Annotated in this window: 22 protein-coding genes and 1 pseudogene; 15 read left to right on the top strand and 8 right to left on the bottom strand. The window is 65.4% G+C overall.

What is annotated here, in order from left to right:
• Window positions 1-8: 8 nt before the first annotated feature.
• Window positions 9-983 (bottom strand): ABC transporter permease, encoded by a 975-nt coding sequence (locus ACYBYQ_RS20810; protein ID WP_459616310.1) that lies wholly within the window; start codon window positions 981-983, stop codon window positions 9-11.
• Window positions 984-1,011: 28 nt separating this feature from the next.
• Window positions 1,012-2,598, bottom strand: coding sequence for an ABC transporter substrate-binding protein (locus tag ACYBYQ_RS20805; protein ID WP_459616309.1), 1,587 nt, complete (start codon window positions 2,596-2,598; stop codon window positions 1,012-1,014).
• Window positions 2,599-2,735: 137 nt separating this feature from the next.
• Between ACYBYQ_RS20805 and mnmE the strand changes: the two genes are divergently transcribed.
• Window positions 2,736-4,088, top strand: coding sequence for a tRNA uridine-5-carboxymethylaminomethyl(34) synthesis GTPase MnmE (gene mnmE, locus ACYBYQ_RS20800; RefSeq protein WP_459616308.1), 1,353 nt, complete (start codon window positions 2,736-2,738; stop codon window positions 4,086-4,088).
• Window positions 4,089-4,122: 34 nt separating this feature from the next.
• Here mnmE and ACYBYQ_RS20795 read toward each other — a convergent pair whose 3' ends face one another.
• A complete protein-coding gene (locus ACYBYQ_RS20795; RefSeq protein ID WP_459616307.1) occupies window positions 4,123-4,515 on the bottom strand; it encodes a winged helix DNA-binding protein in 393 nt (130 codons plus the stop codon).
• Window positions 4,516-4,564: 49 nt separating this feature from the next.
• Here ACYBYQ_RS20795 and ACYBYQ_RS20790 point away from each other — a divergent pair, with 49 nt between their 5' ends.
• Window positions 4,565-5,137: a hypothetical protein gene (locus ACYBYQ_RS20790; RefSeq protein WP_459616306.1), complete on the top strand. Its 573-nt coding sequence runs from the start codon at window positions 4,565-4,567 to the stop codon at window positions 5,135-5,137.
• Window positions 5,138-5,356: 219 nt separating this feature from the next.
• On the top strand, window positions 5,357-6,022 hold the full coding sequence (locus ACYBYQ_RS20785; protein WP_459616305.1) for a hypothetical protein: 666 nt from the start codon (window positions 5,357-5,359) through the stop codon (window positions 6,020-6,022).
• Window positions 6,023-6,080: 58 nt separating this feature from the next.
• Here the strand turns inward: ACYBYQ_RS20785 and ACYBYQ_RS20780 are convergent, their stop codons facing one another.
• Together ACYBYQ_RS20780 and ACYBYQ_RS20775 are read right to left on the bottom strand one after the other, a co-directional pair.
• Window positions 6,081-7,025, bottom strand: a complete 945-nt coding sequence (locus ACYBYQ_RS20780; protein ID WP_459616304.1) for a 2-hydroxyacid dehydrogenase — start codon at window positions 7,023-7,025, stop codon at window positions 6,081-6,083.
• 113 nt (window positions 7,026-7,138) lie between these two features.
• The gene (locus ACYBYQ_RS20775) at window positions 7,139-7,738 is read right to left on the bottom strand and encodes a helix-turn-helix domain-containing protein (RefSeq protein WP_459616303.1); all 600 of its coding nucleotides are present in this window, start codon (window positions 7,736-7,738) and stop codon (window positions 7,139-7,141) included.
• A gap of 193 nt (window positions 7,739-7,931) precedes the next feature.
• Between ACYBYQ_RS20775 and ACYBYQ_RS20770 the strand changes: the two genes are divergently transcribed.
• The 3 genes and pseudogenes from ACYBYQ_RS20770 to ACYBYQ_RS20760 all read left to right on the top strand — a co-directional run bounded on the left by ACYBYQ_RS20770 (window position 7,932) and on the right by ACYBYQ_RS20760 (window position 9,804).
• The gene (locus tag ACYBYQ_RS20770) at window positions 7,932-8,906 is read left to right on the top strand and encodes a Bug family tripartite tricarboxylate transporter substrate binding protein (RefSeq protein ID WP_459616302.1); all 975 of its coding nucleotides are present in this window, start codon (window positions 7,932-7,934) and stop codon (window positions 8,904-8,906) included.
• Window positions 8,907-8,921: 15 nt separating this feature from the next.
• Window positions 8,922-8,969 (top strand): annotated as a pseudogene (locus ACYBYQ_RS20765) (hypothetical protein); the annotation flags it as partial.
• A 58-nt stretch (window positions 8,970-9,027) separates the two neighbouring features.
• The gene (locus tag ACYBYQ_RS20760) at window positions 9,028-9,804 is read left to right on the top strand and encodes an aldolase (protein WP_459616301.1); all 777 of its coding nucleotides are present in this window, start codon (window positions 9,028-9,030) and stop codon (window positions 9,802-9,804) included.
• 82 nt (window positions 9,805-9,886) lie between these two features.
• On the opposite strand, the gene ACYBYQ_RS20755 is transcribed toward ACYBYQ_RS20760, so the two are convergent.
• Entirely contained in the window at window positions 9,887-10,786 is a 900-nt protein-coding gene (locus ACYBYQ_RS20755; protein WP_459616300.1) for an NTP/NDP exchange transporter, read from the bottom strand.
• Window positions 10,787-10,840: 54 nt separating this feature from the next.
• Window positions 10,841-11,182, bottom strand: a complete 342-nt coding sequence (locus tag ACYBYQ_RS20750; RefSeq protein ID WP_459616299.1) for a hypothetical protein — start codon at window positions 11,180-11,182, stop codon at window positions 10,841-10,843.
• 423 nt (window positions 11,183-11,605) lie between these two features.
• Between ACYBYQ_RS20750 and ACYBYQ_RS20745 the strand changes: the two genes are divergently transcribed.
• The 5 genes from ACYBYQ_RS20745 to ACYBYQ_RS20725 all read left to right on the top strand — a co-directional run bounded on the left by ACYBYQ_RS20745 (window position 11,606) and on the right by ACYBYQ_RS20725 (window position 16,965).
• Window positions 11,606-12,343: a response regulator gene (locus tag ACYBYQ_RS20745; protein ID WP_459616298.1), complete on the top strand. Its 738-nt coding sequence runs from the start codon at window positions 11,606-11,608 to the stop codon at window positions 12,341-12,343.
• A gap of 55 nt (window positions 12,344-12,398) precedes the next feature.
• The gene (locus ACYBYQ_RS20740; protein WP_459618839.1) at window positions 12,399-13,772 is read left to right on the top strand and encodes a sensor histidine kinase; all 1,374 of its coding nucleotides are present in this window, start codon (window positions 12,399-12,401) and stop codon (window positions 13,770-13,772) included.
• A 109-nt stretch (window positions 13,773-13,881) separates the two neighbouring features.
• Window positions 13,882-14,880, top strand: coding sequence for a Bug family tripartite tricarboxylate transporter substrate binding protein (locus ACYBYQ_RS20735; RefSeq protein WP_459616297.1), 999 nt, complete (start codon window positions 13,882-13,884; stop codon window positions 14,878-14,880).
• A gap of 127 nt (window positions 14,881-15,007) precedes the next feature.
• Window positions 15,008-15,445: a tripartite tricarboxylate transporter TctB family protein gene (locus tag ACYBYQ_RS20730; RefSeq protein WP_459616296.1), complete on the top strand. Its 438-nt coding sequence runs from the start codon at window positions 15,008-15,010 to the stop codon at window positions 15,443-15,445.
• Window positions 15,442-16,965 carry a tripartite tricarboxylate transporter permease gene (locus tag ACYBYQ_RS20725; protein WP_459616295.1) on the top strand — a complete coding sequence of 508 codons (1,524 nt, stop codon included), beginning with the start codon at window positions 15,442-15,444 and terminating at the stop codon, window positions 16,963-16,965. Before ACYBYQ_RS20730 ends, ACYBYQ_RS20725 begins: the two co-directional genes overlap by 4 nt.
• A 64-nt stretch (window positions 16,966-17,029) precedes the next feature.
• Here ACYBYQ_RS20725 and ACYBYQ_RS20720 read toward each other — a convergent pair whose 3' ends face one another.
• Window positions 17,030-18,205, bottom strand: a complete 1,176-nt coding sequence (locus ACYBYQ_RS20720) for a pyridoxal phosphate-dependent aminotransferase (protein WP_459616294.1) — start codon at window positions 18,203-18,205, stop codon at window positions 17,030-17,032.
• A 233-nt stretch (window positions 18,206-18,438) separates the two neighbouring features.
• On the opposite strand from ACYBYQ_RS20720, the gene ACYBYQ_RS20715 reads away from it, so the two are divergent.
• From ACYBYQ_RS20715 to ACYBYQ_RS20700, 4 genes are all read left to right on the top strand, one after another.
• A complete protein-coding gene (locus ACYBYQ_RS20715) occupies window positions 18,439-18,645 on the top strand; it encodes a cold-shock protein (protein WP_459616293.1) in 207 nt (68 codons plus the stop codon).
• A gap of 1,527 nt (window positions 18,646-20,172) precedes the next feature.
• Complete coding sequence (gene mnmG, locus ACYBYQ_RS20710) at window positions 20,173-22,092, top strand: tRNA uridine-5-carboxymethylaminomethyl(34) synthesis enzyme MnmG (RefSeq protein ID WP_459616292.1); 1,920 nt, start codon at window positions 20,173-20,175, stop codon at window positions 22,090-22,092.
• Window positions 22,089-22,760: a 16S rRNA (guanine(527)-N(7))-methyltransferase RsmG gene (gene rsmG / locus ACYBYQ_RS20705; protein WP_459616291.1), complete on the top strand. Its 672-nt coding sequence runs from the start codon at window positions 22,089-22,091 to the stop codon at window positions 22,758-22,760. The genes mnmG and rsmG overlap by 4 nt, the downstream gene beginning before the upstream one ends.
• 8 nt (window positions 22,761-22,768) lie before the next feature.
• Window positions 22,769-23,569 (top strand): ParA family protein, encoded by an 801-nt coding sequence (locus ACYBYQ_RS20700; RefSeq protein WP_459616290.1) that lies wholly within the window; start codon window positions 22,769-22,771, stop codon window positions 23,567-23,569.
• Window positions 23,570-23,618 lie beyond the last annotated feature (49 nt).

The raw sequence follows: 23,618 nt of genomic DNA, 5'->3' as shown, positions 1-23,618 counted from the left end.
CAGGCTGCTCATCGGCGCGCATCCAGGCGGACCCGGGGGTCCAGTATGGTGTAGACGATGTCCACCACCAGGTTCAGCATCACCAGCAGGAACACCACCAGCATCAGGTAGGCCACCACCACCGGCCTGTCGAGGTTGATGATGGAATCGATCAGCAGCTTGCCCATGCCGGGCCACGAGAACACGGTTTCCGTGACCACCGCGAAGGCGATCACCTGGCCGTATTCGAGCCCCGCCACCGTCACCACGGGAATCAGGATGTTCTTCAGCAGGTGCACGCCCAGCACGCGCTTTTCATGCAACCCCTTGGCGCGCGCGAACTTGATGTAGTCCATGGGCAGCGACTCGCGCGTGGCGGCCCGCGTCACGCGCACGATCATGGCGCACTTGGCCAGCGCGATCGTGGCGGCGGGCAGGATCAGCCGCGACCAGCCGTCCAGCGTGAGCACGCTGAGGCCCACCGGGCCCACCGACACCGTGGCGCCCCGTCCGCTGGCGGGCAGCCAGCCCAGCATCACGGCGAACACCATGATGAGCATCAGGCCCACCCAGAAATTGGGCAGCGAGAAACCCAGCACGGAGCCGGTCATGATGGCGCGCGAGCCGATGGCCTTGGGCCGCAGCCCCGCCAGGATGCCCAGCGGCACGCCGATCAGCACCGACAGCAGCATGGCCACGGTGGCCAGCTCCAGCGTGGCCGGCATGCGCTGCAGGATCAGCCGCATGGCCGGCTCGCCGGTGAGGAAGCTGTTGCCGAAATCGCCCCGCACCGCCTGGCCCATGAAGATCAGGTATTGCTCCCAGAGCGGCAGGTGCAGCCCCAGCGACTGGCGTATGGCCTCGCGCTGCGCCTCGGTGGCCTCCGGGCTGGCCAGCATGGATACCGGGTCGCCCACCATGTAGATGCCGGCGAACACCAGCGCCGACATCACCAGCATGACGATCACGGTCTGCAGCAGCCGCCGGATGATGGTGGCTAGCACTGCACGGCCTCCGGCATGCGCGTCACCGTCAGGGCGCGGGCGTCACGAATTGCGCCAGCGTGCTCTGGTCGGCGCGGCCCTGGTAGCGCAGGTCTTTCTTCATGGCCCATACCGAGAGCTCGAAATGCAGCGGCAGCAGGGCGTAGTCCTGCATGGCCATGGCGGCGGCCTTCTGCAGCAGCTCGCTGCGCGCCTGGTCGTCCATCGTGGCATCGGCCTGCGCCACCAGCTTGTCCATTTCCGGATTGGAATAGCGGCCGCGGTTGGTGGTGCCCAGGCCCCGCTTCGGATCCTGCGTGACCAGCAGCGAGCGCAGCGGGTTGGACATCTCGCCCGTGGAGGCTCCCCAGCCGGCCAGGTAGGCGCTGAACTGGTAGCTGTCGCGCGCCTTGAAGAACACCGGAGGCGACAGGGCGTTCACGGCGGTCTTCACGCCGATGCGGGTCCACATGGAAGCCACCGCCTGCGCCACCTTGGCATCGTTGATGTAGCGGCCGGAAGGCGTGCCCAGCGTGATCGCGAAGCCGTCCGGATAGCCCGCCTCCTTGAGCAGCGCCTTGGCCTTGGCCACGTCGGCCTTGGGCACCTCGGTGAGGGCCTTCGAGGTGCCGAACATGGGATAGGGCAGCAGGTTGAAGCCCGCCTCGGCCACGCCGCCCATCACGCGGTCGACGATGGCATGGCGGTCGATGGCCAGGGAAAGGGCCTGGCGCACGCGCACGTCCTTCAGCGGGTTCTTGTCCGTGCCCTCGATGCCCGGGCTCTTGTCCTGGAACTGGTCGAGCGCCACGTAGATGACCCGCGACGACGGCGTCTGCTCGATATACAGGTTCTTGTCTTCCTTCAGGCGCGGCAGGTCGTCGGTGGGGGGATCCTCGATGAGGTCCACGTCGCCCGCCATCAGCGCCGCCACCCGGGACGCCGCGTTCGTCATGGGCCGGTAGACCACGCGATCCCAGGCCGGCTTGGGGCCCCAGTAATGCTCGTTGCGCTCGAGCACGATCTCGGCGCCGCGCCGCCAGGACGCGAACTTGTACGGGCCCGTGCCCACCAGGCCGTCGCCGCTGTTGAGCTCGGTGGTGGTCTTGCCCTCGGGCACCGGCCCGGAGGCCGCCTTCCTGGACATGATGGCGAGCTGGGCCAGGTTCACCAGCATGAGCGGGGAAGGCTCCTTGGTGGTGATGCGCACCGTATGAGGATCCACGGCCTCGACCTTGTCGACGGCGCTCAGGAACAGCGTGAAGGGCGATGGGCTGTTGGGCACCTTGCCCACGCGGTCGTAGGTGAACACCACGTCGTCCGCCGTGAAGGGCGAGCCGTCGGAGAACTTCACGTCCTTGCGCAGCTTGAAGGTCCAGACATTGCCGTCCACCGTCCAGGACTCGGCCAGTGCCGGCTCCGGCTTGAACTGCGCGTCCGTGCTGGTGAGCCCGTCGAACAGCGTGTCGGCGAACTGGTTGTTGGGAGTGAGGTTGTGATAGTGCGGGTCCATCGAGCTGGGCTCGGTCTTCAGGCCCACGATGAGGTCGCGCGCGCTGGCCGTCGCGATGCTGCCGAACACCAATGCCACTGCTACCGCGCCCCGGACCAATGCCCGTGCGTAGGGGAATGCCATGGAAGCTCTCCGTGTAGGTTCGGTGGATCGGATCGGGCATGCCGACGGCCGACCAAGGCGCCAACTTAACCAGCAAGATCCGCCCGGCGCAACAGTTATATTCCCTTATTGCTTATGCCCGTCCCGAGTGTTCGACTATGTCCCCCCTTGCTCCCATCGCTGCCATCGCCACCGCCCCCGGCCGCGGGGGCATAGGCGTGGTGCGCGTCTCGGGCGCCGACCTCGCCCCGCTGGCGCAGCGGCTTTTCCACAAGCCTCTCGCGCCCCGCCATGCGCATTTCCTGCCCTTCACCGCCGCCGACGGCGAAGTGCTGGACGAAGGCATCGTGCTGTACTTCAAGGGCCCGCACTCCTATACCGGCGAAGACGTGCTCGAGCTGCAGGGGCATGGCGGCCCGGCCGTGCTGCGGCGCGTGCTGGCGCGCTGCCTGGAGGCCGGCCGCGACCTCGGCATACGCCTGGCCGAGCCCGGCGAATTCACCCGCCGGGCCTTCCTCAACGACCGCATGGACCTGGCCCAGGCCGAGGCCGTGGCCGACCTCATCGACGCCTCGTCGGAGGCCGCGGCGCGCGGCGCCATGGCCTCGCTGTCGGGCGAGTTCTCCGGCCGCGTCAATGCGCTGTCCGACCGCATCGTGCACCTGCGCATGCTGGTCGAGGCCACCCTGGACTTTCCCGAGGAGGAAATCGACTTCCTCGAGAAATACCAGGCCCGGCCGCTGCTCGACGGCCTGCGCAGCGACCTGGCCGCGCTGATCGCCCAGGCCCGCCAGGGCGTCATCCTGCGCGAAGGCCTGCACGTGGTGCTGGCCGGACGGCCCAACGTGGGCAAGTCCAGCCTGCTCAATGCCCTGGCCGGCGACGAAATCGCCATCGTCACGCCGATCGCCGGCACCACGCGCGACAAGGTCGTGCAGGAAATCCACATCGAGGGCGTGCCGCTGCACATCGTCGACACCGCCGGACTGCGCGAAACCGACGACACCGTGGAGAGCCTGGGCATCGCCCGCACCTGGAAGGAGATCGAGCGCGCCGACCTCATCCTGCACCTGCAGGACGCCACCCAGCCCGAGGACGCTCTGGACGATCAGATCACCGCGCGCCTGCCGGCGCGCACGCCCGTGCTCAAGGTCTTCAACAAAGTGGATCTATTGCCGGCGCCCTTCGCAGGCAGCCCGGGCAGGCTGGGAATCTCCGCCAGGCAGGGGCAGGGCCTGGACATCCTGCGCGCGGAGCTGCTGCGCGTGGCCGGCTGGAACCCCGGTGGGGAATCGCCGTGGCTGGCGCGCGAGCGACACCTGCATGCACTGCAGCAGGCGGCGGATCACCTGGCGCTGGCGGCGCAGCACGCAGCCCAGGACGACCGCGTGCTGGACCTGTTCGCCGAAGAGCTGCGGCTGGCGCACGAAAGCCTGGCGGGGATCACGGGGGAATTCACCAGCGACGATCTGCTGGGGGAGATTTTTTCGAGTTTCTGCATCGGGAAATAGGCGCAAGCCCGCAGCATGGGATCGCGCCGCCCGGTCAGCCTGTCCTGGCCGCTTTCACCAGACATTCCGACAGGCGATCGAAATGCTCGAGCGCGGAGCGGGTAAGCACCACGTTCTTGCGACGGGCATCCTCGGTATCCGCCAGCGTCAGCCATCCTTTTTCGCGCATCGACTTCAGGCGGGCATGCAAAGTTGCGGGTGAACCCATATCATCCACATTGATGACTTCGCCGACCGACAGCGGCTGGCCTTCGCGTGTGGACACGGCAATGAAGGCCAGGAGCCGCTCCTCGAGCGGATCCAGCGACGGCAGGGTAGGCAGCCCATTGAGCGCTTCTGCCAGACGCAGGAAGCGGATGTAGATGTCTGCCGGACGGGTTTTGCTCGGGGTCTTGCTCGGGCGCTTGCTCAGGCTCTTACTCGTCATGCGCTTGTAATCTCGAAACAGCAAAAACTCTAACCGACCGGCTCCCTACATGACAAGCGTGCTGGCCCATCTGAAGTGGGCATCGATTACGGCTATGACGTTTTTGTTGAGCCTCGCCGCCAACGAATTGATCTTCGTCCATTCGGAATTCGTACGCGGCGCCAACTGGATCTATCTGCCAGCCGGAGTCCGTCTGCTCGCAACCCTGCTGTTCGGGTTTGCCGGCGCCACGGGTGTCCTGATCGCATCCTGGATAAGTTCCTTCTACTACTATTTCCCGGATGACTTCCTGCGTGCGGCCGTGGGAGGCATCATCTCTGCGGTCGCGCCGCTGGCCGCGTATCTCCTGGCCAACAACCTGCTGAAGATGGGCCGCAACCTGCGGAACCTGACGCCCGCTGGCCTGCTGCTCTGCGTGCTTCTTTACGCATTCCTCAACCCGGCCCTCCATTACGCCTGGGCCGTGGTGTCTCGTGCCGGTGGCCATCCGGCCGAGGTGCTGGTCGTCATGTTCGTCGGCGATGCATCGGGCGCGCTGCTGGTGTGTTATGTGATGAAGCTTCTGCTTTGCGCGGCGCAAAGCGTGGCCGGCAAGAACCTTCGATTCCGCCGGTCCGGGTGAGTTTTCCTCATCCGGTAGTCTCTGTGAAAAATCCCGTTGCGAAGCCTCAAATGATTATAGAATCTATAACGATAAAAAGGTCATCGCACTGATTGCGCTGCCCTGCAACGGATACCCCGGGACATGAACCACTCCCCCGCATCGACGAGCAGGACAATCCACCATCAAGGCCACAGGCGCCCCTGCGAGCAACGCATCCTGCTCCGATACTGGGGTCCCGTGCCACGTCAAAGTCCTGCGCTGGTGCAGAGCCTGCCCGACTTCGACAACCGTGTGGTCTGGACGGACGATGAGCGGTCGGCGCACCAGCCGGACCTGGTGATACACCTGATCGAGCCGTCCTACCTGCAGGCGGATCCGGCCGTGAATCCGCAGGGCAGCGAACTGGAACCGGACGCGGCCATGCGCCGCGCGTTTCGCCGTGGCGACAAGGAAATCGCGCTGGTGCTGGGCCGGGCAAGTTCGATTCCGCAGAAACGCTATGGCTGCTGGATTGCGTCCGGAAGCCGCAGCGCCATGGACGCCCTTGGCATCATTGCGCGCACCCTCCTCGGACCAGCACTGGATCCTGACAGCAGGCATCGCTGGAACCTGCATGACCTGGCCGAGGCCAACCTGCTGTGCGTGCTCGGCACCGAAAGCGCAGACGACCACGAAACGCTTGCGCGTCAAGTCATCGCAGCCCTGGATGCCGTGCTCGGCCTGAGCCATGCCGCGCCTGCGCGCATCGTCGTAACGGCCTCGCAATCCGTCATTGCCCACATCGCTTCGTCGTACCCCGTCGACGCCGAAAAGGTCCACCTCGTCCGGGCTGACGAGGCCGACGACACGCTTTCCGCCGACATGATCGTGGCCTATCCCTGGCCGGTGGGCCTGCTGAAGTAAGCGGTGTCCGTGCGGCGGCAGGCCGCCCGCCGGACGCGCCGATCTACCGCTCCTTCTCCTACCCCACCGGCACCGGCGACACCATCGGCAAACCCGCGAAGTGCCGCGTGGCGTTGTCGATGAAGCGTTGCACCGTCGCACCCATGGCCTGGGGCGAGTGCCCGCCCACGTGCGGCGTGAGGATCACGTTGTCCAGGTCCAGGAGTTCTGCGGGCGGGTTCGGCTCGCTCTCGTACACATCCAGCCCGGCGCCGGCGATCGTGCCGTCCCGCAGCGCGCTCGCCAGCGCCGCAGTGTCCACCACGCTGCCGCGCGCCACGTTCACCAGAAAACCGCGCGGGCCCAGCGCGCGCAGCACCTCCGCATTCACCAGGTGCCGCGTGCCCGCGCCGCCCGGGGTCACCACCACCAGGTAGTCGGCCCATTGCGCCAGCGCCACGGGGCTGTCGAAGTAGGTGTACGACACCTCGTCGCGCGGCCGCCGGTTGTGGTAGCCGATGTCCAGGTCGAAGCCCAGGCCGCGCCGCGCGATCTTGCGGCCTATGGTGCCCAGCCCCAGGATGCCCAGGCGCTGGCCGGAGAAGTTGGGCATCACCGGCAGTTCGTCGCGCCAGCGGCCGGCGCGGCAATGCATGTCCAGCTGGCGCAGTGCGCGCACGCAGGCCAGCAGCAAACCGAAGGCATGGTCGGCCACGCAGTCGTCGTTGGTGCCGGCGCCGTTGGCCACGGCCACGTTGCGGCGCGCGGCGGCAGCGAGGTCGATGTTCTCGTAGCCGGCGCCCAATGCACAGATCAGCTCCACGGCGGGCAGGCGCGCGAGTTCGGCGCCGCTGAAGCCCACCGTGCCGTTGGTCAGCACGGCGCGGATCGAACCGGCCTCGGGATGGTCGGGCGCGGCGGCGCGGGCTTCGGCAGTGGGCGCATAGTGCAGCACGAAATGCTGGCGCAGCGCGGCCAGGTAGTTGTCCGAAAGGTGGATGAGGACGAGCAGGACGGGTTTCATGAGGCGGACCGGGCAGTCGATGCAAACGGAAAACGCACCAGGGGCGCGTGAGAGCATGCAGCAGGACAAGCATAAGGGCTGCGCCCGCCGCGCCCCACGCCGCGAGGGCAGGCTCAGCCCGCGCCGGCTTCGCCCGCGCGGCGCCGTGCCGGGTCGCTCACCACCACCAGCGCGTGCGCCGGCGTGTCGCCCAGCGAACGCGAGCGGTGCGGCAGCGAGGCATTGAAGTAAAGGGTGTCGCCCTGCGCCATGCGTACCGCGCGATCCTCGAACACGACTTCCAGTTCGCCCGAGATCACGAAGATGAATTCCTCGCCGGGGTGGCTCACCAGTTCCTGGCCATCCAGCGTGAAGGGCGGCGACATGACGAAGGGCGTCATTGCCTTGTCGGCGCGGTCGGTGGCGATCGCCTCGTAGGTATAACCCTGGCGCCCTTTCGAAGGACTGAACGGAACACGATCGCCGGGCCGCTGGTGCAGGATCTCGCGCGTGTCGGTGGTGGCGCCGACGAGCTGGTCGGGGCTGATCTCCAGGGCGCGAGCCAGCTTGAGCACGGTGGCGATCGTGGGCGAAGACAGGCCACGCTCCAGCTTGGACAGATAGCTCTTGGTGAGCGTCGAGCGCTGGGCCACCTCTTCGAGCGTCAGCGCATTGAGCTTGCGCAGCGCCGCCAGGCGTTCGCCCACCACGTTGGTATTCAGCTTGTCGTCCATGTTTCCCGAATGCGTCCGGTTCCCCCTGCCGCGGGCAGCCGGGCAGGCATGCCGGATTCTACCGCCTAGGGTTTACCCACTGGAAACCTGGTTTCTCATATGACACACTAGTGTCATTGGTAAATCCGATGCCCCGGACGCATTTGCCGTCCAGGGCGCTCCCTCCAACGTTGTTTCCACAGAGATGCCCTCGATGACTCCCATCCTACGCCACGCGCTGCGCGCCGTGCTGCTCTGTTGCGCCGTGCTGCCCGCGCTGTCCCACGCTGCGGGGTATCCCCAGCGCCCCATCACGCTGGTCGTGCCCTTCGGCGCGGGCGGCATCACGGACCTGGTGGCGCGTGCCACCGGCAAGGCGCTGTCCGAACAGATCGGCCAGCCGGTCATCATCGAGAACAAGCCGGGCGCCGGCGGCAACATCGCGGCCGACTACGTGCGCCGCGCGCAGCCCGACGGCTATACGCTGATGTTCGCCACCATGGGCGTGCTGGCGGTCAATCCGCACACGGTGAAGAACGCGCCCTTCGACAACCTCAAGGATTTCTCCTATGTGTCGCTGGTGGCTTCCACGCCGCACGTGATCGCGGTGAATCCCGCCCTGCCCGCCCAGACGCTGGAAGAACTCATCGAGCTGGCCAAGCGCAAACCCGAGAGCCTCAGCTTCGGCACCGCAGGCGTGGGCAGCTCGCCCTACCAGGGCATGCAGATCATGCAGGGTTCCACGGGCGTGGAATTCCTGCACGTGCCCTTCAAGAGCGGCGCCGAATCCGTCACCAACGTGGTGTCCGGCCAGATCGACCTCACTTTCGAAGCCACCCCGGTCATCATGCCTTTCGTCGGCGTACAGAAACTGCGCGCCCTGGCGGTGGCCCATACCGACCGCATCGCCATCGCGCCCGACCTGCCGTCCACCGCCGAGCTTGGCCATCCCGAGATCCTGTCCGGCTCTACGGCCGGCGTGATCGGGCCGGCCGGCCTCAGCGACGAGGTGGTGCAGAAGCTCAATGCCGCGCTGGCCAAGGCCGTGGACAGCGCCGAATTCAAGGCGGCGCTGCTGGCGCAGGGCACCGCGACCGAATCGTCCACGCCCCAGGCCTTCCGCGACCTGGTCCAGCGCGAAGACGCCCGCTGGGCAAAAATACTGGCACCGGCGCTTGCCAGCAACTGAGCGCCCCCGGGTTTCATCAATACCGGCTTCATCAATACCGGCTTCATCAATACCGGCTTCATCAATACAGGCTTCATCAATACAGGCTTCATCAATACAGGCTTCAATACGGGAGACTCACGTGGCCGACACCATGCAATTGAGCAAGGGCGAGATCGTCGCCGCTTCACTGAAGCGGATGGAAACCTCGCTCGGCACAGAAAAAATGTCGCTTCGCGAAGCGGTTGCCGAAACGTGCCGCATTCTGTTCGCCTTCGGGCACGACTCCGGCCTGTCGGGCCAGATCACGGCCCGGGCCGAACAGCCCGGCACCTACTGGACGCAGCGCCTGGGGCTGGGCTTCGACGAAATCACCGTCGACAACCTGCTGCTGGTCGACCAGGATCTCAACGTGCTGGAAGGCAGCGGCATGCCCAACCCGGCCAACCGTTTCCACTCCTGGCTGTACCGCGCCCGCGCCGACATCCAGTGCATCGTGCATTCGCACGCACCGCACGTGTCCGCGCTGGCCATGCTGGAAGTGCCGCTCACCATCTCGCACATGGACACCTGCCTGCTCTACGACCAGTGCGCGTTCCTGCCCAAGTGGCCCGGCATTCCCGTGGGCAACGAAGAGGGCGAGCTCATCACCTCGGCCATCGGCGACAAGCGTGCCATCCTGCTGGCCCACCATGGGCTGCTCGTCACAGGCCGCAGCGTGGAGGAGGCCTGCGTCATGGGTGTGATGTTCGAGCGCGCCGCGCGCCTGCAGCTGCTGGCCATGGGCGCCGGCGAAATCCAGCCCATCGACCCGGAACTGGGCCGCGAGGCGCAGCGCTGGGTCAGCACGCAGAAGCGCTACGAAGCCACCTTCGCCTATTACTCGCGCCGCGCGCGGCGCGAACTGGGCGTGGGGTGAACTCCAGGTGGCATCAGGCCTTGGTGCCCGATGCCACCTCGCTTTCCTCGCAGCTGTCGACACAGCTGGCGACAATGCCGCGCTACCGCTCTTCGCTACGCGACTGCCGCCGTCCCAGCCACCACCCTGTTCCGCCCCATGCCAGTGCGATGATTGCGCCCATGCCCATCGCCAGGCCGGGATGTTCGCCGAGCGCGTCCAGCCCGCGCTTGATCCAGCCGCTTACCGCGTCCCCGCCGCGATAGACCACCGTGTCGATGAAGTTCTTCGCCTTGTATTTCTCTTCCGGAGACACGACGGTGTAGAGCATCTCGCGGCCGGGCCGCACGAAAGCGTATTCGCCGGCGCGCCGCGCCACCATCACCACGGCGAACACGGCAAACACCGGCGCGTGGGCAAGCCAGAGGAAGCCGGCCGCCACCGCCAGCGGCACGGCGGTCAACAGCACGCCCACGCCCAGCCGCTGCGCGACGCGGCCAGTGATGAACAGCTGGGACAGAATGGCCAGCGCCTGCACCAGGGTATCGAGCATGCCGAAGACCTGCGTCTGCCGTGTGCGGTCGGGAAACTGTTCGGCCACCAGGCGGGCCTGCTCGAAATACAGAAAGGTGCTGACGCTGGCCAGCAGCAATACGAAAAGCGCGATGGCCAGCAGATAGGGCGAACGCAGCACTTCGGTGGCGCCCGTCCAGGGATTGCCGGAGAGCGGAGCGCGCCGCGGCGCCTCATCGCCCGCCGGCAGGGGATGGCGGTCGCGCCACCGCTGCAAGGCGATGCCGCATGCGGCGCTGCCCGCCAGCAGGAACGCCGAAAGCAGCAGCAGGCCGGCATGGCCCACGGGCCCCACCAGCAGGGCGCCCAGCGCCGGCCCGACCAGTCCGCCCAGGCTTGCGCCCGCAGCGATCAGTGCGAACAATCGCCTGGCCGGACGCGGGGGAAACAGGTCGGCCAGCACGCTCCAGGCCAGGGAAATGGCCAGCAAATTGAACACCGACAGCCACACATAGAAAACGCGACCCGCCCAGACGCCGTGGGGTCACCAGAGGAAACCGGCAGCGAAAGCCAGCAGGTGGCAGCAGAAGAAGCCGTATACCCAGGGCAGGATGCGGCGCCGCGCGATACGCGAGGCGGCCCAGCCGAAGCAGGGCAAGGCCGCTATGGTGGCCAGGAACGTTGCGGTGAACAGCCATTGCAGCTGGTCCACGCCCCCGGCGATTCCCATGGTTTCACGCACCGGCCTGAGCATGAAATAGCCGCAGAACAGCAGGAAGAACATCGCGGCGCCTGCCAGCACCGCCGGCGCTTCGTGGGCCTCCAGGCCGAAGAGCCGGGCGGCCCGTGCCCGTAGCGGCATGGGGGAGGAGGCAGGTGTGGGCATCCGCTCGGCCTCAGCGCGGGTTGCGGCGGGAAAAATCGGGTCGGCAGGGCACGCATTCCTCCGGGTGGACGGGGCCACGTCCGACGCTAACCTTCGTAGGCGGCGGGCGCAAGCGCGCCTCGCCCGGCAGGCAAGGGGCTGTGGATAACCTCTGTGGCGGCCAGTTGTGCACAGTGTGTGGACGCAGGATGAACAAGCCGGGGTTCCGGACAGGGAGCAAAATGTTGTTCAATCCGGCCCATGTCCGAAAACAGAGTTCTTGCACAGCCAAAAACGCCGGCAAGCAGCTGAAATAGAATCGGTTTTTCGGGTTGATGCAGTTATCCACAGGCCTTATCCATTACCAGTCTGTATATAAAAAACTAAATAAGGAAAAACATAAAACATGCCAGCCAGCCCCCACCCCGCTACCGCGGTCGCCCCATGCGCATCCTGCTGATCGAGGACGAAGCCGAACTGGCCCGCTGGCTGTCCCGCAGCCTGGCACGTCATGCCGGCTTCATCGTGGAATGGGCCGATGACGGCGTCGTGGCCGACCGCCGGCTGGCGATGGAGGAATTCGATGCCGTGGTGCTGGACCTGGGCCTGCCCGGCATGGACGGTCATACCCTGTTGAACAAGATGCGTGCCCGCGACGATCGCACGCCCGTCCTGGTGCTCACCGCCAGGGACTCGCTGGCCGAACGGGTCGGCACCCTCCATGAGGGTGCCGACGATTTCCTGCCCAAGCCTTTCGTGCTCGAGGAACTGGAAGCCAGGCTCACCGCGCTGATACGCCGCAGCCGGGGACGCGAGCATCCGCGCCTTTCCCTGGGCAACCTCACCCTGGACACCGCGGCCCAGCGATTCACGGTGTCCGGCCAGCTCCTGCAGTTATCCCCAAGGGAGCACGCCGTGCTGCGCGTGCTGATCCAGCGCAGCGGCGAACCGGTGAGCAAGCAGCAGATCCTGGACCGCGTCCAGCCGGACGACAGCGACGTCAATCTCGAGGCCGTGGAAGTGCTGGTGCACCGGTTGCGCAAGAAGCTGGCCGATACCGGGGTACAGATCGTGACGCTGCGCGGCATGGGTTATAGTCTGGAGGCTGCGGCTGTTGAAAACCCGTCGAACGAAGCCCAATCCGAAGCCAACCCCGAAGCCAACCCCGGTGTCCGGCCGTAATTCCACGCTGAAGGCGCTGCTGCTCTGGTGGCTGATCCCGGCGCTGGTGGCGGTCATGGTGGGCGGGCTGTGGCTGTCCAACCACCAGCTGCGCAATCAGGTCGACGCGGCCTACGATCGCTCTCTTGCAGGGGCGCTCCGGTCCATCGACCACAACATATCCACAGCCAGCGGCGGGCTGTCGATGGAGCAGCCCTACCTGCTGCTCGAATTTTTCGAGCTCACGGCCAACGGCAACGTCTATTACCGCGTCGCCACCGAAGACGGCCTGGCCGAGATCGGCTATCCCGGCCTGCCCATGCCGGAACGCCCGCTGGTGTCCGGCAGGCCGCAGTTCTTCTACGCCGAATACGAAGGGCAGCCGGTACGCGTGGCCGCACTGGCCCGGCCGATGGATCCGCCGCTCTACAACGACACCGGCGGACGCGTCGTGGTGCAGGTGGCCGAGACGCTGGAAACCCGCCAGGACTTCCTCGACCAGGCGCTGCTGCAGTCCATGGGACGGGACCTGATGGTGGTGGCCATCTGCGTGCTGGTGGTGATCTGGAGCGTCTTCATGGCGTTGCGTCCGCTCGAACGCCTGCGCGACGATCTGCAAAGGCGCTCTGCAGACGATCTCAGCCCCATAGAGGCTTCCGGGATGCCGGGTGAGGTCCGCCCCTTGGTCGACGCCGTAAACGTCCATATGGCCCGTTTTACGGCCCAGGTGAGGGTCCAGCGACAGTTCCTCGACGATGCCTCGCACCAGTTGCGCACGCCCTTGTCCGTATTGCGTACGCAGACTGCGTATGCGCTGCGCGAAACCGATCCTGCCGAAGTGCGGGCGGCCCTGCAGGCCATGCAGGAAGGCCTGGACCGCGCAGTGCGCACCACCAACCAGATGCTGGCGCTCGCGCGGGCGAAAGACGCCTCGCTGGCCGAGGACCTGGTCTTCGGCCCCGTGGACCTCGGAGAGCTGGCCCACAGCGTGATACGCGCCCTGCTGCCGACGGCCCGGTTGCGCCACCTCGACCTGGGCCTGGACCTGCCGGACCATGCGGTGGTGGTCAACGGGGTCGAATGGCTGCTGCGCGAAGCGCTGTCGAATCTTCTGGACAACGCCATCCGCTATACACCGGCTGGCGGCGAGGTCACCGTGCGGGTCTGGCACGACGAGGCAGGGGCAGGCATTGCCGTGGAAGACAACGGCCCCGGCATGTCGGAGGATGACCTGGCGCGTGCAGGCCTGCGTTTTCGCCGCGGCGCTTCCGGCAAGAACAAGCCGGGCGCAGGATTGGGGCTGGCCATCGTGGGTACCATCGTCCAGCTGCATGGCGCGCGGCTCGTGCTCGAGAACCGCTCCTCGCGGCCAGGCTTGAGAGTGGGCCTGGCGTTTCCTCTCGGCGTGCCGCCCGATGCTGCGGCGCGTCACGAAAAAGCGGTTTTTTGAAAGGGTCCGGAAAGGCAAGCTCCGGTACGGTTGCGCTCCAGCAGCCGGTGATCACGCATCGCCCGCGCCTGCCGAGATAACCAACAAATCCCTTACGGAGACCGCAATCATGCAGACATCGCTGAAAGTCCGCCTTGCCGCGGTATTGGGCGCGTGCGCGCTCGCGCTGACCGGCCTGACGGCCCAAGCCGCCGACGAACCCCGTCGTCCCGAGTGCATCGCCCCGGCGCAGCCGGGAGGCGGCTTTGACCTGACCTGCCGCCTGGCCACGGAAGGCCTGAAGCAAAGCGGTGCGCTGCAGACGCCCATGCGCGTGGTCTACATGCCCGGCGGCATCGGCGCCGTGGCCTACAACAACGTGGTGGCGCAGCATCCCGACGAACCCGGCAACATCGTGGCCTTCTCGGGCGGTTCGCTGCTCAACCTGGCGCAAGGCAAGTTCGGCAAGTACACCGTCGACGACGTGCGCTGGCTGGCCGGCATCGGCACCGACTACGGCGTGGCGGTGGTGCGCAACGATTCGCCGTACACGGATCTCAAGAGCCTCATGGAGGCCTTCAGGAAAGATCCCACCAAGATCGTGCTGGGCGCGGGCGGCACCGTGGGCAGCCAGGACTGGATGAAGGCCGCGCTCACCGCCAAGGCGGCCGACGTGGACTTCAGGAAGATGCGCTTCGTGGCATTCGAGGGCGGCGGCGAGGCGGTCACCGCGCTGCGCGGCGGCCACATCCAGGCCTACATGGGAGATGCGGCCGAGGCCTTCACCATGCTGGAAGGGGGAGCGCCCATCCGCATACTCGCGGTGTTCAACGACGAGCGCCTGCCGGGCAAGCTCAACAGCGTGCCCACGGCCAAGGAACAAGGCTACGACATCGTCTGGCCCATCATCCGCGGTTTCTACGTGGGGCCCAAGGTCTCGGATGCCGACTACCAGTTCTGGGTTGCGGCCTTCGACAAGATGATGGCGGCGCCCGAGTTCGCCAGGCTGCGTGAGCAGCAAGGCCTGTTTCCCTTCAACAAGACCGGCAAGGATCTGGACGAATACGTCAAGCAGCAGGTCCGGCATTACGCCGAGCTGGCCGACAGCTTCGGCCTGGTGAAGAAGTAGCCGTGCGGTTGCCGGGGTGCGCCGGGCGCGTCATGCCCGGCGCACCCGGCGAAGAATGAGCGGGACCGGCGCTCGCGCCGCGTGGGCAGGATGCGCGGTCCGCCAACCCATATCGGAAGATCTGATCATGAACGATCGATTCCTGGGCGCATGCGCCCTGGCCTTTGCCGCCTTCATGACCTGGGCCGGCTGGGGCATCGAAGCACCGTTTTCCTATGAGCCTGTGGGGCCGCGGGCTTTCCCGCTGCTGGTGGCGCTGATCATTGCCCTGTGCGGGCTGTGGCTGGTCTACAAGGGCGGGAATCCCATAGAGCCCAATCCGGCGGGTGCCAACGGGCGCATTGCCATGATGGTGGTGTACGCGGCCCTCTACGCGTTCCTCTTCCAGTGGCTCGGCTTCGTGCTTTCCACGGCCCTGATCACCGTTCTCGTGGGCCGCCTGTTCGGCGGTGGCTGGGGCAAGTGTGCGCTGGGCGGCGTGGTGATGGGCCTGTTTTTCTTCTTTCTGTTCGACCGGGCCCTAGACGTGGTGTTGCCCGGCGGCGTGCTGGAGGGGCTGATATGAACGGCATCCTGGATCATCTGTCGATCGGCTTCGGCGTTGCTTTCTCCTGGACCAACATCCTGGTGGCAGCGATAGGGTCGTTCTTCGGCACCATGGTGGGGGTGCTGCCCGGCCTGGGTCCCATCAACGGCGTGGCCATGTTGATTCCCATCGCCTTCGCGATGAACCTGCCGCCGGAAACGGCGCTGATCCTGCTGGCTGCGGTGTATGTGGGCGCGGAATACGGCGGGCGCATCACGTCGATCCTGCTGAACGTGCCCGGGGAAGCCAGCGCCATCATGACCACGCTGGACGGATACCCGCTGGCACGCCAGGGGCTGGCCAATGTGGCGCTCTCGCTGTCGGCCTGGTCGGCCTTCTTCGGCGCCATCGTCTCGGTGGTGGGCATCACGCTGCTGGCGCCGCTGCTGGCGCGCTGGGCGCTGGCCTTCGGCCCGGCCGAATACTTCGTGCTGATGGTGTTTGCCTTCTGCTGCCTGACCAGTCTGCTGGGCAAGCAGCCGGTCAAGGGCGTGCTGGCAGCCATGATAGGCCTCTCCATCTCGGTGGTCGGCGTGGACGCCAATTCGGGCGTCTACCGCTACACCTTCGACCTCGTCCACCTGTCGGATGGCATCGATTTCGTGGTGGTGGTGATCGCGCTGTTCGCCGTGGCCGAAATGCTGGAAATGCTGGAGAAGGTCGTCGGCGGGCAGAGCGTCGAGGTCACGCCCAGCGGACGCAAGATGTTCAACCTGAAAGAGCTGGCGTTCACCTGGTGGAGCGTGGTGCGCAGCTCGCTCGTGGGCTTCGTGGTGGGCGTGCTGCCGGGCGCCGGGGCCAGCGTGGCGGCGGCGGTGGCCTATTCGCAGGAGAAGCGCATCATCGAGAGCAAGGATCCCGACGCCAAGTTCGGCAAGGGCGACATGCGGGGCCTGGTGGCGCCCGAGTCCGCCGCCACGGCTTCCGCCATCGGTTCCTTCGTGCCCATGCTCACGCTGGGCGTGCCCGGCTCAGGCACCACGGCCGTCATGATGGGAGCCCTCACGCTCTACAACATCACCCCCGGGCCGGTGCTGTTCGACAGCAAACCCGAGCTGGTGTGGGGCCTGATCGCCTCGCTGCTCATCGCCAACGTGCTGCTCTTCATCATGAACGTGCCGATGGTGCGCGTGTTCTCCAAGGTGCTGTCGGTGCCGGGATGGCTCATGGTGCCCGGCATCCTGTGCATCAGCTATGTGGGCGTGTATGCCATCAACGCCGGCACGTTCGACCTGCTGATGGTCGTGGGCCTCGGAACCATCGGCTACTTCCTGCGCAAGTTCGGGGTGCCGATGGCTCCGCTGGTGCTGGGGGTAGTGCTGGGCGACATGATGGAGCAGAACCTGCGCCGTGCCCTGTCGATCACCAACGGGGATGTGGAAGTGCTGTATGCCAGCAATGTCTCCGTCGGGTTGTGGATTGCCGCCGTGGCCGTGGTGGTCGTGCCGCAGATGTTGCGGCGTCTGCGCCGCCGGCGCGAGGCGCCCGCTGTGGGCTGAACCATCTCGGCTGCAATCTGCAGGGGCCGCTGATGCGGCCCCTTTTTTTTGTTCGCGCGCCTGTTCAGGCGGCCAGCCGCTTGAGTCGCTCGATCGCCGCGTCCAGCGTGGCGTCCTGCTTGGCAAAGCAGAAGCGTACGGTCTGGCGATTCGACGACGCGGCGTCCGGATCCCGATAGAACGCCGAAACCGGTATGACGGTGACGCCGACGTGTTCGGTGAGATACAGGGCGAAGTCGGCTTCCTTCTGGTCCGAGATGCGACTGTAGTCTGCCAGCATGAAGAAGGTGCCGGGGCTGGGCAGGGGGCGGAACGCCGTCTGTGCCAGGCCCGCGGCCAACCTGTCCCGCTTGGCCTGGTAGAACGCGGCGAGGTCCAGGTAGGGGCGTGGATCCTGCATGTATTCCGCCAGGGCGTGCTGCATGGGCGAGGACACGGTGAACACCATGAACTGGTGCACTTTGCGCAGTTCCGCGCTGAGCTGGCGCGGGGCGCAGCAATAGCCGATCTTCCAGCCGGTGATGTGATAAGTCTTGCCGAAGGACGAGATCACGAATGCATGGTCGGACAACAGCGGCCGGCGGGCCAGGCTGCGGTGCGGCTGGCCGTCGAAGACGATGTGCTCGTAGGCTTCGTCGGACAGCAGCAGGATGCCGGTATCGCGCACGATCTGTTCCAGGGCGTCCAGGTCGGCCTCCTCCAGCACGGCGCCCGTGGGGTTGTGCGGGAAGTTCAGGATCAGCAGGCGGCTGCGAGGCGTGATTGCGTCGCGCACGCGTTGCCAGTCCACGCGGTAGCGGGGATCGGTCTCGGTGGGTGGTTGCATGGGCACCGGAACCGCCGTGGCGCCCGCAAGGCGTATCGCGGGCAGGTAGGAGTCATAGCAGGGCTCGATCACCACGACTTCGTCCCCGGGCCCGGCAGCGGCCAGGATGGTGGCCATCAGCGCTTCGGTGGCGCCGCTGGTGACCGTGATTTCAGTTTCGGGATCGTAGGTGCGGCCGTACAGCGTGCGCACCTTGTCGGCGATGGCGGTGCGCAGCGGCGCCACGCCCGGCATGTAGGGATACTGGTTGTGCCCGGCCGCCATGGCCTGCGTGACCCGTTCGCACAGGGCGGGATCGGGATCGAAGTCGGGAAAGCCCTGGCCGAGGTTGATGGCACGGTGCTCGATGGCAAGCCGGCTCATCACCGTGAAAATGGTGGTGCCGACGTCGGGAAGTTTGGAACGGATCGTCATGTGGGAAGTGGTGCTGCGGTACGCCAGGATGAAAAAAACGACATTAGGGAAAACAGCTATTTGTATCCCAGAAAAGCGCTGAGTATGCTGCCCTTGCAGTTGACTCAAGCAGTGCGCAAGGCGGTAATGCTACGTCCGCGGGGAACGCAACGTTGCAAGGGAGATTACTCCCGCTTGGTTCCAGCGTCCTTGATTCACTTGCATTTCGTTTTAACTATCAGGACGCTATACAAATGGCTCAAAAGGGCAAAGTCAAGTGGTTCAACGCCGACAAGGGTTACGGTTTCATCACGCCGGATAGCGGTGGCACCGACGTGTTCGCACATTTCTCGGCAATCCAGGGCCGTGGCTATCGCAGCCTGAATGAAGGCCAGGAAGTCGAATACGAAGTGAAAGACGGCCCCAAGGGGCCGCAGGCAGCGGAGATCCGTCCGCTCTAATCGGGAAATCCCGTTTTCCCGGAACCAGAGGCGGCCTGGCCGCCCTGGCGCAACGCCCCGACAGCCCCGTGCTGCGGGGCGTTGTCACATCATGGGCCTGGGTGCGCACGTCGGTGGATAACCTTGTGGATAGGTCTTCCCGGCATGGGGATAACAGCGGCCCTCCAGCCGTGTCCTGGCTTCATGGGCAACGAAGCGGCTTCCGGGGTTTTACACAGGGCAGAGCATATCTCCCGGCGGCAATACCAGTAGTCGGCGGTCGGCGTATTGTCGTAAATACCCGCTTTTTCTACTTCCAGGTGTAGTTCGAACCGAAATTTTGGGGTCAAAGTGGGGAAAAGCACCCCAAAGATCGATCCTGGTGGTCCGGTGCCCATGGAACGCACTCACGGCGCGATCGGTGCCGGCCAAATTATTCACAAAGATATCCCCACGTAGTTTTGAGCTGGAATGCAGGCCGCTCGCACCGGGTGGGACGGTGCTCTTCCCTGTGGATAGTTCTGGGGATTACTGGGGGCTATGGCACTTCCCAAGACCATATTTGCCGTAGATGTTTGTCGTCGGCTATAGCCTCGATAGCGCCAGGTGATGGCACGTTCCACGTGAAACATCCTCCGCAGCTCCACGAGTGGGGCGGCGGGAACAACCTGTCTCGAGCTGCCTACTGGAGGTCCATGGCCTGTATCGAGATGGTGGTAGACCTGCCAATGTGCATTCCTGCTTCAACAGGCTTGCCTGTCCGATAGGACACCCAAGGCGGCTGTGAGGCTGAGCCGTGGTCGCAGGGGTAGCGTTGGCATCGCGCACGGAATGTAGCCGGGATAGATGCGGGCACCGCCCTGGGTGGGACAAGGGTGAGCTCTTTCTACGCTTTCCGGAAACCACCTTTCCGGCTAAGCGAGGGAGAGCTCGCGGGTGCAAGACCGCCTTGCCGCCCTGGCACACACGCCGGCCCGGGTGGCGTCCGTACCCAGACCCAATCTGCGGGGAATCAGGCAGGAGTAGGGCACACTGCGGGCCAATGCAATGATGCTCACGCTCTACCTTGTGGATTGCGCAGCAGGCCCCGGGGCGGCACATCCTACTCTGGGCGCGGTAACCAAGCGCGTTAGCTGACAGTGTCCAGAACCTTCCCATGTGCGTGACGTACGGCAGCTTATTTGGGAGCTAGATAGGAGCTGGAGCCGCTCGGGCTGGGAACCATTTCCCGTTCCGAGAGTCCTGCTATTCGATCGCAGCGACCCAATGGGCGCATCGGAAAGTTCTCGTGGCATCGCCGATGGTTCATCCCCGGTTAAGTCGCCGCGCTCTCGCGCTGCCGAATAAGGTCAGGGTGCATGGTGGATGTTCCACGTGAAACAAGACAACGGGTGTTTCACGTGGAACATTTCCCGAGGCCGGTACCTTGCGACATAGCCGTCCACGTCGTTCAAATATACATATCCCGAGTACATCGATGTTTCACGTGAAACATCGAGGCCGCTCGCTCTATAATGGCTCTGATCAGCTCTTTATCTTCACTTCATCATGGATTTTCCCCGCGAGTTTGACGTGATCGTCGTCGGTGGTGGCCATGCCGGCACGGAAGCGGCATTGGCTTCGGCGCGCACGGGCGCATCGACGCTCCTGCTCACGCACAATATCGAGACACTCGGACAGATGTCTTGCAACCCGTCGATCGGCGGGATAGGGAAGGGCCATCTGGTGAAGGAAGTGGACGCCCTGGGTGGCGCTATGGCCATCGCAACCGATGAAGCGGGGATCCAGTTTCGGATCCTCAATGGCTCCAAGGGTCCAGCCGTTCGTGCCACGCGTGCCCAGGCCGATAGAGTGCTGTACCGCAAGGCCATACGCACGCGGCTCGAGAACCAACCCAACCTATGGTTGTTCCAGCAGGCTGTGGACGACCTGATGGTGGAGGGGGATCGCGTCGTAGGCGCTGTCACCCAGATCGGTCTGAAGTTTCATGCCCGCACCGTAGTGCTCACTGCAGGGACGTTTCTCAATGGTTTGATCCATGTGGGGCTGCAGAACTACGCTGCGGGTCGTGCGGGTGATCCCCCCGCCGTCTCGCTGGGCGCTCGGCTCAAGGAGCTCAGGCTTCCCCAAGGTCGCCTCAAGACCGGAACCCCACCCCGCATCGATGGCCGTACGATCGACTACAGCGTGCTCGAGGTGCAGCCGGGCGACCTGGATCCCGTGCCCGTGTTTTCGTTCATGGGCCGTGCGGAGATGCATCCGCGGCAGCTGCCGTGCTGGATCACCCACACCAACGAGCGGACCCACGAGATCATCCGGGGCGGGCTGGATCGCTCACCGATGTACAGCGGCGTGATCGAAGGAGTGGGGCCCCGCTACTGCCCCTCCATCGAAGACAAGATCCATCGCTTTGCCGACAAGTCTTCGCACCAGGTGTTCCTGGAGCCGGAGGGCTTGGATACCCATGAGGTCTATCCCAACGGCGTGTCCACCAGCCTGCCGTTCGACGTCCAGTATGCGCTCATCCATTCCCTGCCCGGGCTCGAGCAGGCGCACATTCTGCGGCCCGGCTACGCCATCGAGTACGACTATTTCGACCCGCGCGGCCTGAAGTCCTCGCTGGAAACCAAGTCCATCGCCGGGCTTTACTTCGCCGGCCAGATCAACGGTACCACCGGCTACGAAGAAGCGGCTGCCCAGGGCCTGTTGGCCGGCGTGAACGCCGCACGCCAGGCACGCGGCGAGGAGCCTTGGATACCTCGCCGCGATGAGGCTTATCTGGGAGTCCTGGTCGACGACCTGGTCACCCGCGGCGTCAGCGAGCCCTATCGGATGTTTACATCGCGCGCGGAGTATCGCCTCAGCCTGCGCGAAGACAATGCCGACCTGCGCCTTACCGAGACGGGGCGTCGTCTGGGCTTGGTGGACGATGCCCGCTGGGACGCTTTCCAACGCAAACGTGACGCCATCGAGCGCGAAGTGGAGCGCCTCAAATCCACCTGGGTGAACCCGCGGCTTCTGCCCGCGGAGCAGGCCGAATCCCTGCTGGGCAAGGCTATTGAACGTGAGTACTCACTAGCAGACCTGCTCAAACGCCCGGACGTCAGCTACGAAAAGCTGATGGAGGTCTGCGACGCGGGGGGCGCACTGCTGGCCGGGCCCGGCCTGAAGGGCGACGCGGTGCTGGCCGAGCAGGTCGAGATCCAGATCAAGTACGCGGGCTACATCGCGCGCCAGCAGGACGAGGTCCGCAAGCATCTGTCCCAGGAACAGCAGCCCATACCCGAAGACATCGACTACGACGCGGTCACCAGCCTGTCCTTCGAAGTGCGGCAGAAGCTCAAGACGCATCGGCCCCAGACCATAGGCCAGGCAGCCCGTGTGTCCGGCGTCACGCCCGCGGCGATTTCTCTGCTGCTGATCCATCTCAAGCGCCTGCATTACGGCTCGCGCAAGCAAGCGGCATGACCGTCGGTACGTCGATCCCCGCCGACGCCCCGCGCCGGCTGGCCGAGGCATGCGGCCAGCTGCAGCTGGACGTCACGCCGCAGCAGGTCGAGACGCTGCTGGGCTATGCCGGCCAGTTGCAGCGCTGGAACCGTACCTACAACCTCACGGCGATCCGCGATCCCGGGCAGATCCTGGTGCAGCACATCCACGACAGCCTGTCGGTGGTGGGGCCGCTGAGTGCCGCGCTCGCCGATCGGCCTGCGCCCCGGCTCTACGACGTGGGCTCCGGCGGCGGGCTGCCCGGCGCCGTCATCGCCATCCTGAGGCAAGGCTGGCAAGTGACCTGCATCGACGCGGTCGAGAAGAAGGCCACGTTCGTGCGCCAGATGAGCGGCGTGCTGCACCTGGGCAACCTGCGGGGCGTGCATGCGCGGGTCGAGTCGCTGCCACCCGGCGAGTGCGACGTGGTGATTTCCAGGGCCTTTGCGTCCCTGTCGGATTTTGCCGAATTGGCAGGCCGTCACGTCGGGCCGGATGGTACCCTCGTGGCGATGAAGGGCAAGCTGCCCGAAGAAGAAATCGATGCGCTGCACGCGCAGGATACATGGCAGGTGCAGCGCGTGGAGACGCTGGCCGTGCCCGAATTGCAGGCCCAACGTTGCCTGATCTGGATGCGCCGCCGTTAAGGAAACCCATGACCAAGATTCCGCCCAGCCAGTCCGCCCGAGTATTCTGCATCGCCAACCAGAAGGGCGGCGTGGGCAAGACCACCACCGCCATCAACCTGGCCGCGGGCCTGGCCTCGCATTCGCAGCGGGTACTGCTGGTCGACCTGGATCCGCAGGGCAACGCCACCATGGGCAGCGGCATCGACAAGAGCACGCTGCAGGCGAATCTCTACCAGGTGCTCATCGGGGAATCCACCATCGAGCAGGCCCGCGTGCATTCGGAATCCGGCGGCTACGACGTCCTGCCTGCCAACCGTGAACTCTCGGGCGCGGAAATCGACCTGGTCGAGATGGAATCGCGCGAGAAGCGCCTCAGGCAGGCCATCGACAGCGTGAAAGACCAATACGATTTCGTGCTGATCGATTGCCCTCCCACGCTCTCCCTGCTCACGCTCAACGGCCTGGCGGCCGCCAACGGCGTCATCATCCCCATGCAGTGCGAATACTTCGCGCTGGAAGGGCTGTCGGACCTGGTCAACACCATCAAGCGCGTATACATGAACATCAACCGCGACCTGCATGTCATCTGGCTGCTGCGCGTGATGTTCGATCCGCGCGTGACCCTCCAGCAACAAGTGTCGGCCCAGCTCGAGGAACACTTCGGCGAGAAGGTATTCAAGACCATGATCCCGCGCAACGTGCGGCTGGCCGAAGCGCCCAGCTACGGCATGCCGGGGGTGGTCTACGATCGCCAGTCGCGCGGCGCGAAGGCCTACCTGGCCTTCGGCGCCGAGATGATAGAACGCGTCAAGCGCATGTCGGCCTGAGATCGCCCAGCGCAAGCGACATTGCCCAGACAGAGAAAGAGGAATTCCT

It is taken from the genome of Bordetella sp. 2513F2, assembly GCF_054642735.1.
Note: the sequence above shows the minus strand (reverse complement) of the source record. Positions and strands in the feature narration are given on the sequence as shown.

Coding starts and splice junctions, on each gene's coding strand:
- ACYBYQ_RS20805 (WP_459616309.1), bottom strand. CDS start 2,598: ATGGCATTCCCCTACGCACGGGCATTGGTCCGGGGCGCGGTAGCAGTG.
- mnmE (WP_459616308.1), top strand. CDS start 2,736: ATGTCCCCCCTTGCTCCCATCGCTGCCATCGCCACCGCCCCCGGCCGC.
- ACYBYQ_RS20795 (WP_459616307.1), bottom strand. CDS start 4,515: ATGACGAGTAAGAGCCTGAGCAAGCGCCCGAGCAAGACCCCGAGCAAA.
- ACYBYQ_RS20790 (WP_459616306.1), top strand. CDS start 4,565: ATGACAAGCGTGCTGGCCCATCTGAAGTGGGCATCGATTACGGCTATG.
- ACYBYQ_RS20780 (WP_459616304.1), bottom strand. CDS start 7,025: ATGAAACCCGTCCTGCTCGTCCTCATCCACCTTTCGGACAACTACCTG.
- ACYBYQ_RS20775 (WP_459616303.1), bottom strand. CDS start 7,738: ATGGACGACAAGCTGAATACCAACGTGGTGGGCGAACGCCTGGCGGCG.
- ACYBYQ_RS20770 (WP_459616302.1), top strand. CDS start 7,932: ATGACTCCCATCCTACGCCACGCGCTGCGCGCCGTGCTGCTCTGTTGC.
- ACYBYQ_RS20750 (WP_459616299.1), bottom strand. CDS start 11,182: ATGCCCACACCTGCCTCCTCCCCCATGCCGCTACGGGCACGGGCCGCC.
- ACYBYQ_RS20745 (WP_459616298.1), top strand. CDS start 11,606: ATGCGCATCCTGCTGATCGAGGACGAAGCCGAACTGGCCCGCTGGCTG.
- ACYBYQ_RS20740 (WP_459618839.1), top strand. CDS start 12,399: ATGGTGGGCGGGCTGTGGCTGTCCAACCACCAGCTGCGCAATCAGGTC.
- ACYBYQ_RS20735 (WP_459616297.1), top strand. CDS start 13,882: ATGCAGACATCGCTGAAAGTCCGCCTTGCCGCGGTATTGGGCGCGTGC.
- ACYBYQ_RS20730 (WP_459616296.1), top strand. CDS start 15,008: ATGAACGATCGATTCCTGGGCGCATGCGCCCTGGCCTTTGCCGCCTTC.
- ACYBYQ_RS20725 (WP_459616295.1), top strand. CDS start 15,442: ATGAACGGCATCCTGGATCATCTGTCGATCGGCTTCGGCGTTGCTTTC.
- ACYBYQ_RS20720 (WP_459616294.1), bottom strand. CDS start 18,205: ATGACGATCCGTTCCAAACTTCCCGACGTCGGCACCACCATTTTCACG.
- ACYBYQ_RS20715 (WP_459616293.1), top strand. CDS start 18,439: ATGGCTCAAAAGGGCAAAGTCAAGTGGTTCAACGCCGACAAGGGTTAC.
- mnmG (WP_459616292.1), top strand. CDS start 20,173: ATGGATTTTCCCCGCGAGTTTGACGTGATCGTCGTCGGTGGTGGCCAT.
- rsmG (WP_459616291.1), top strand. CDS start 22,089: ATGACCGTCGGTACGTCGATCCCCGCCGACGCCCCGCGCCGGCTGGCC.
- ACYBYQ_RS20700 (WP_459616290.1), top strand. CDS start 22,769: ATGACCAAGATTCCGCCCAGCCAGTCCGCCCGAGTATTCTGCATCGCC.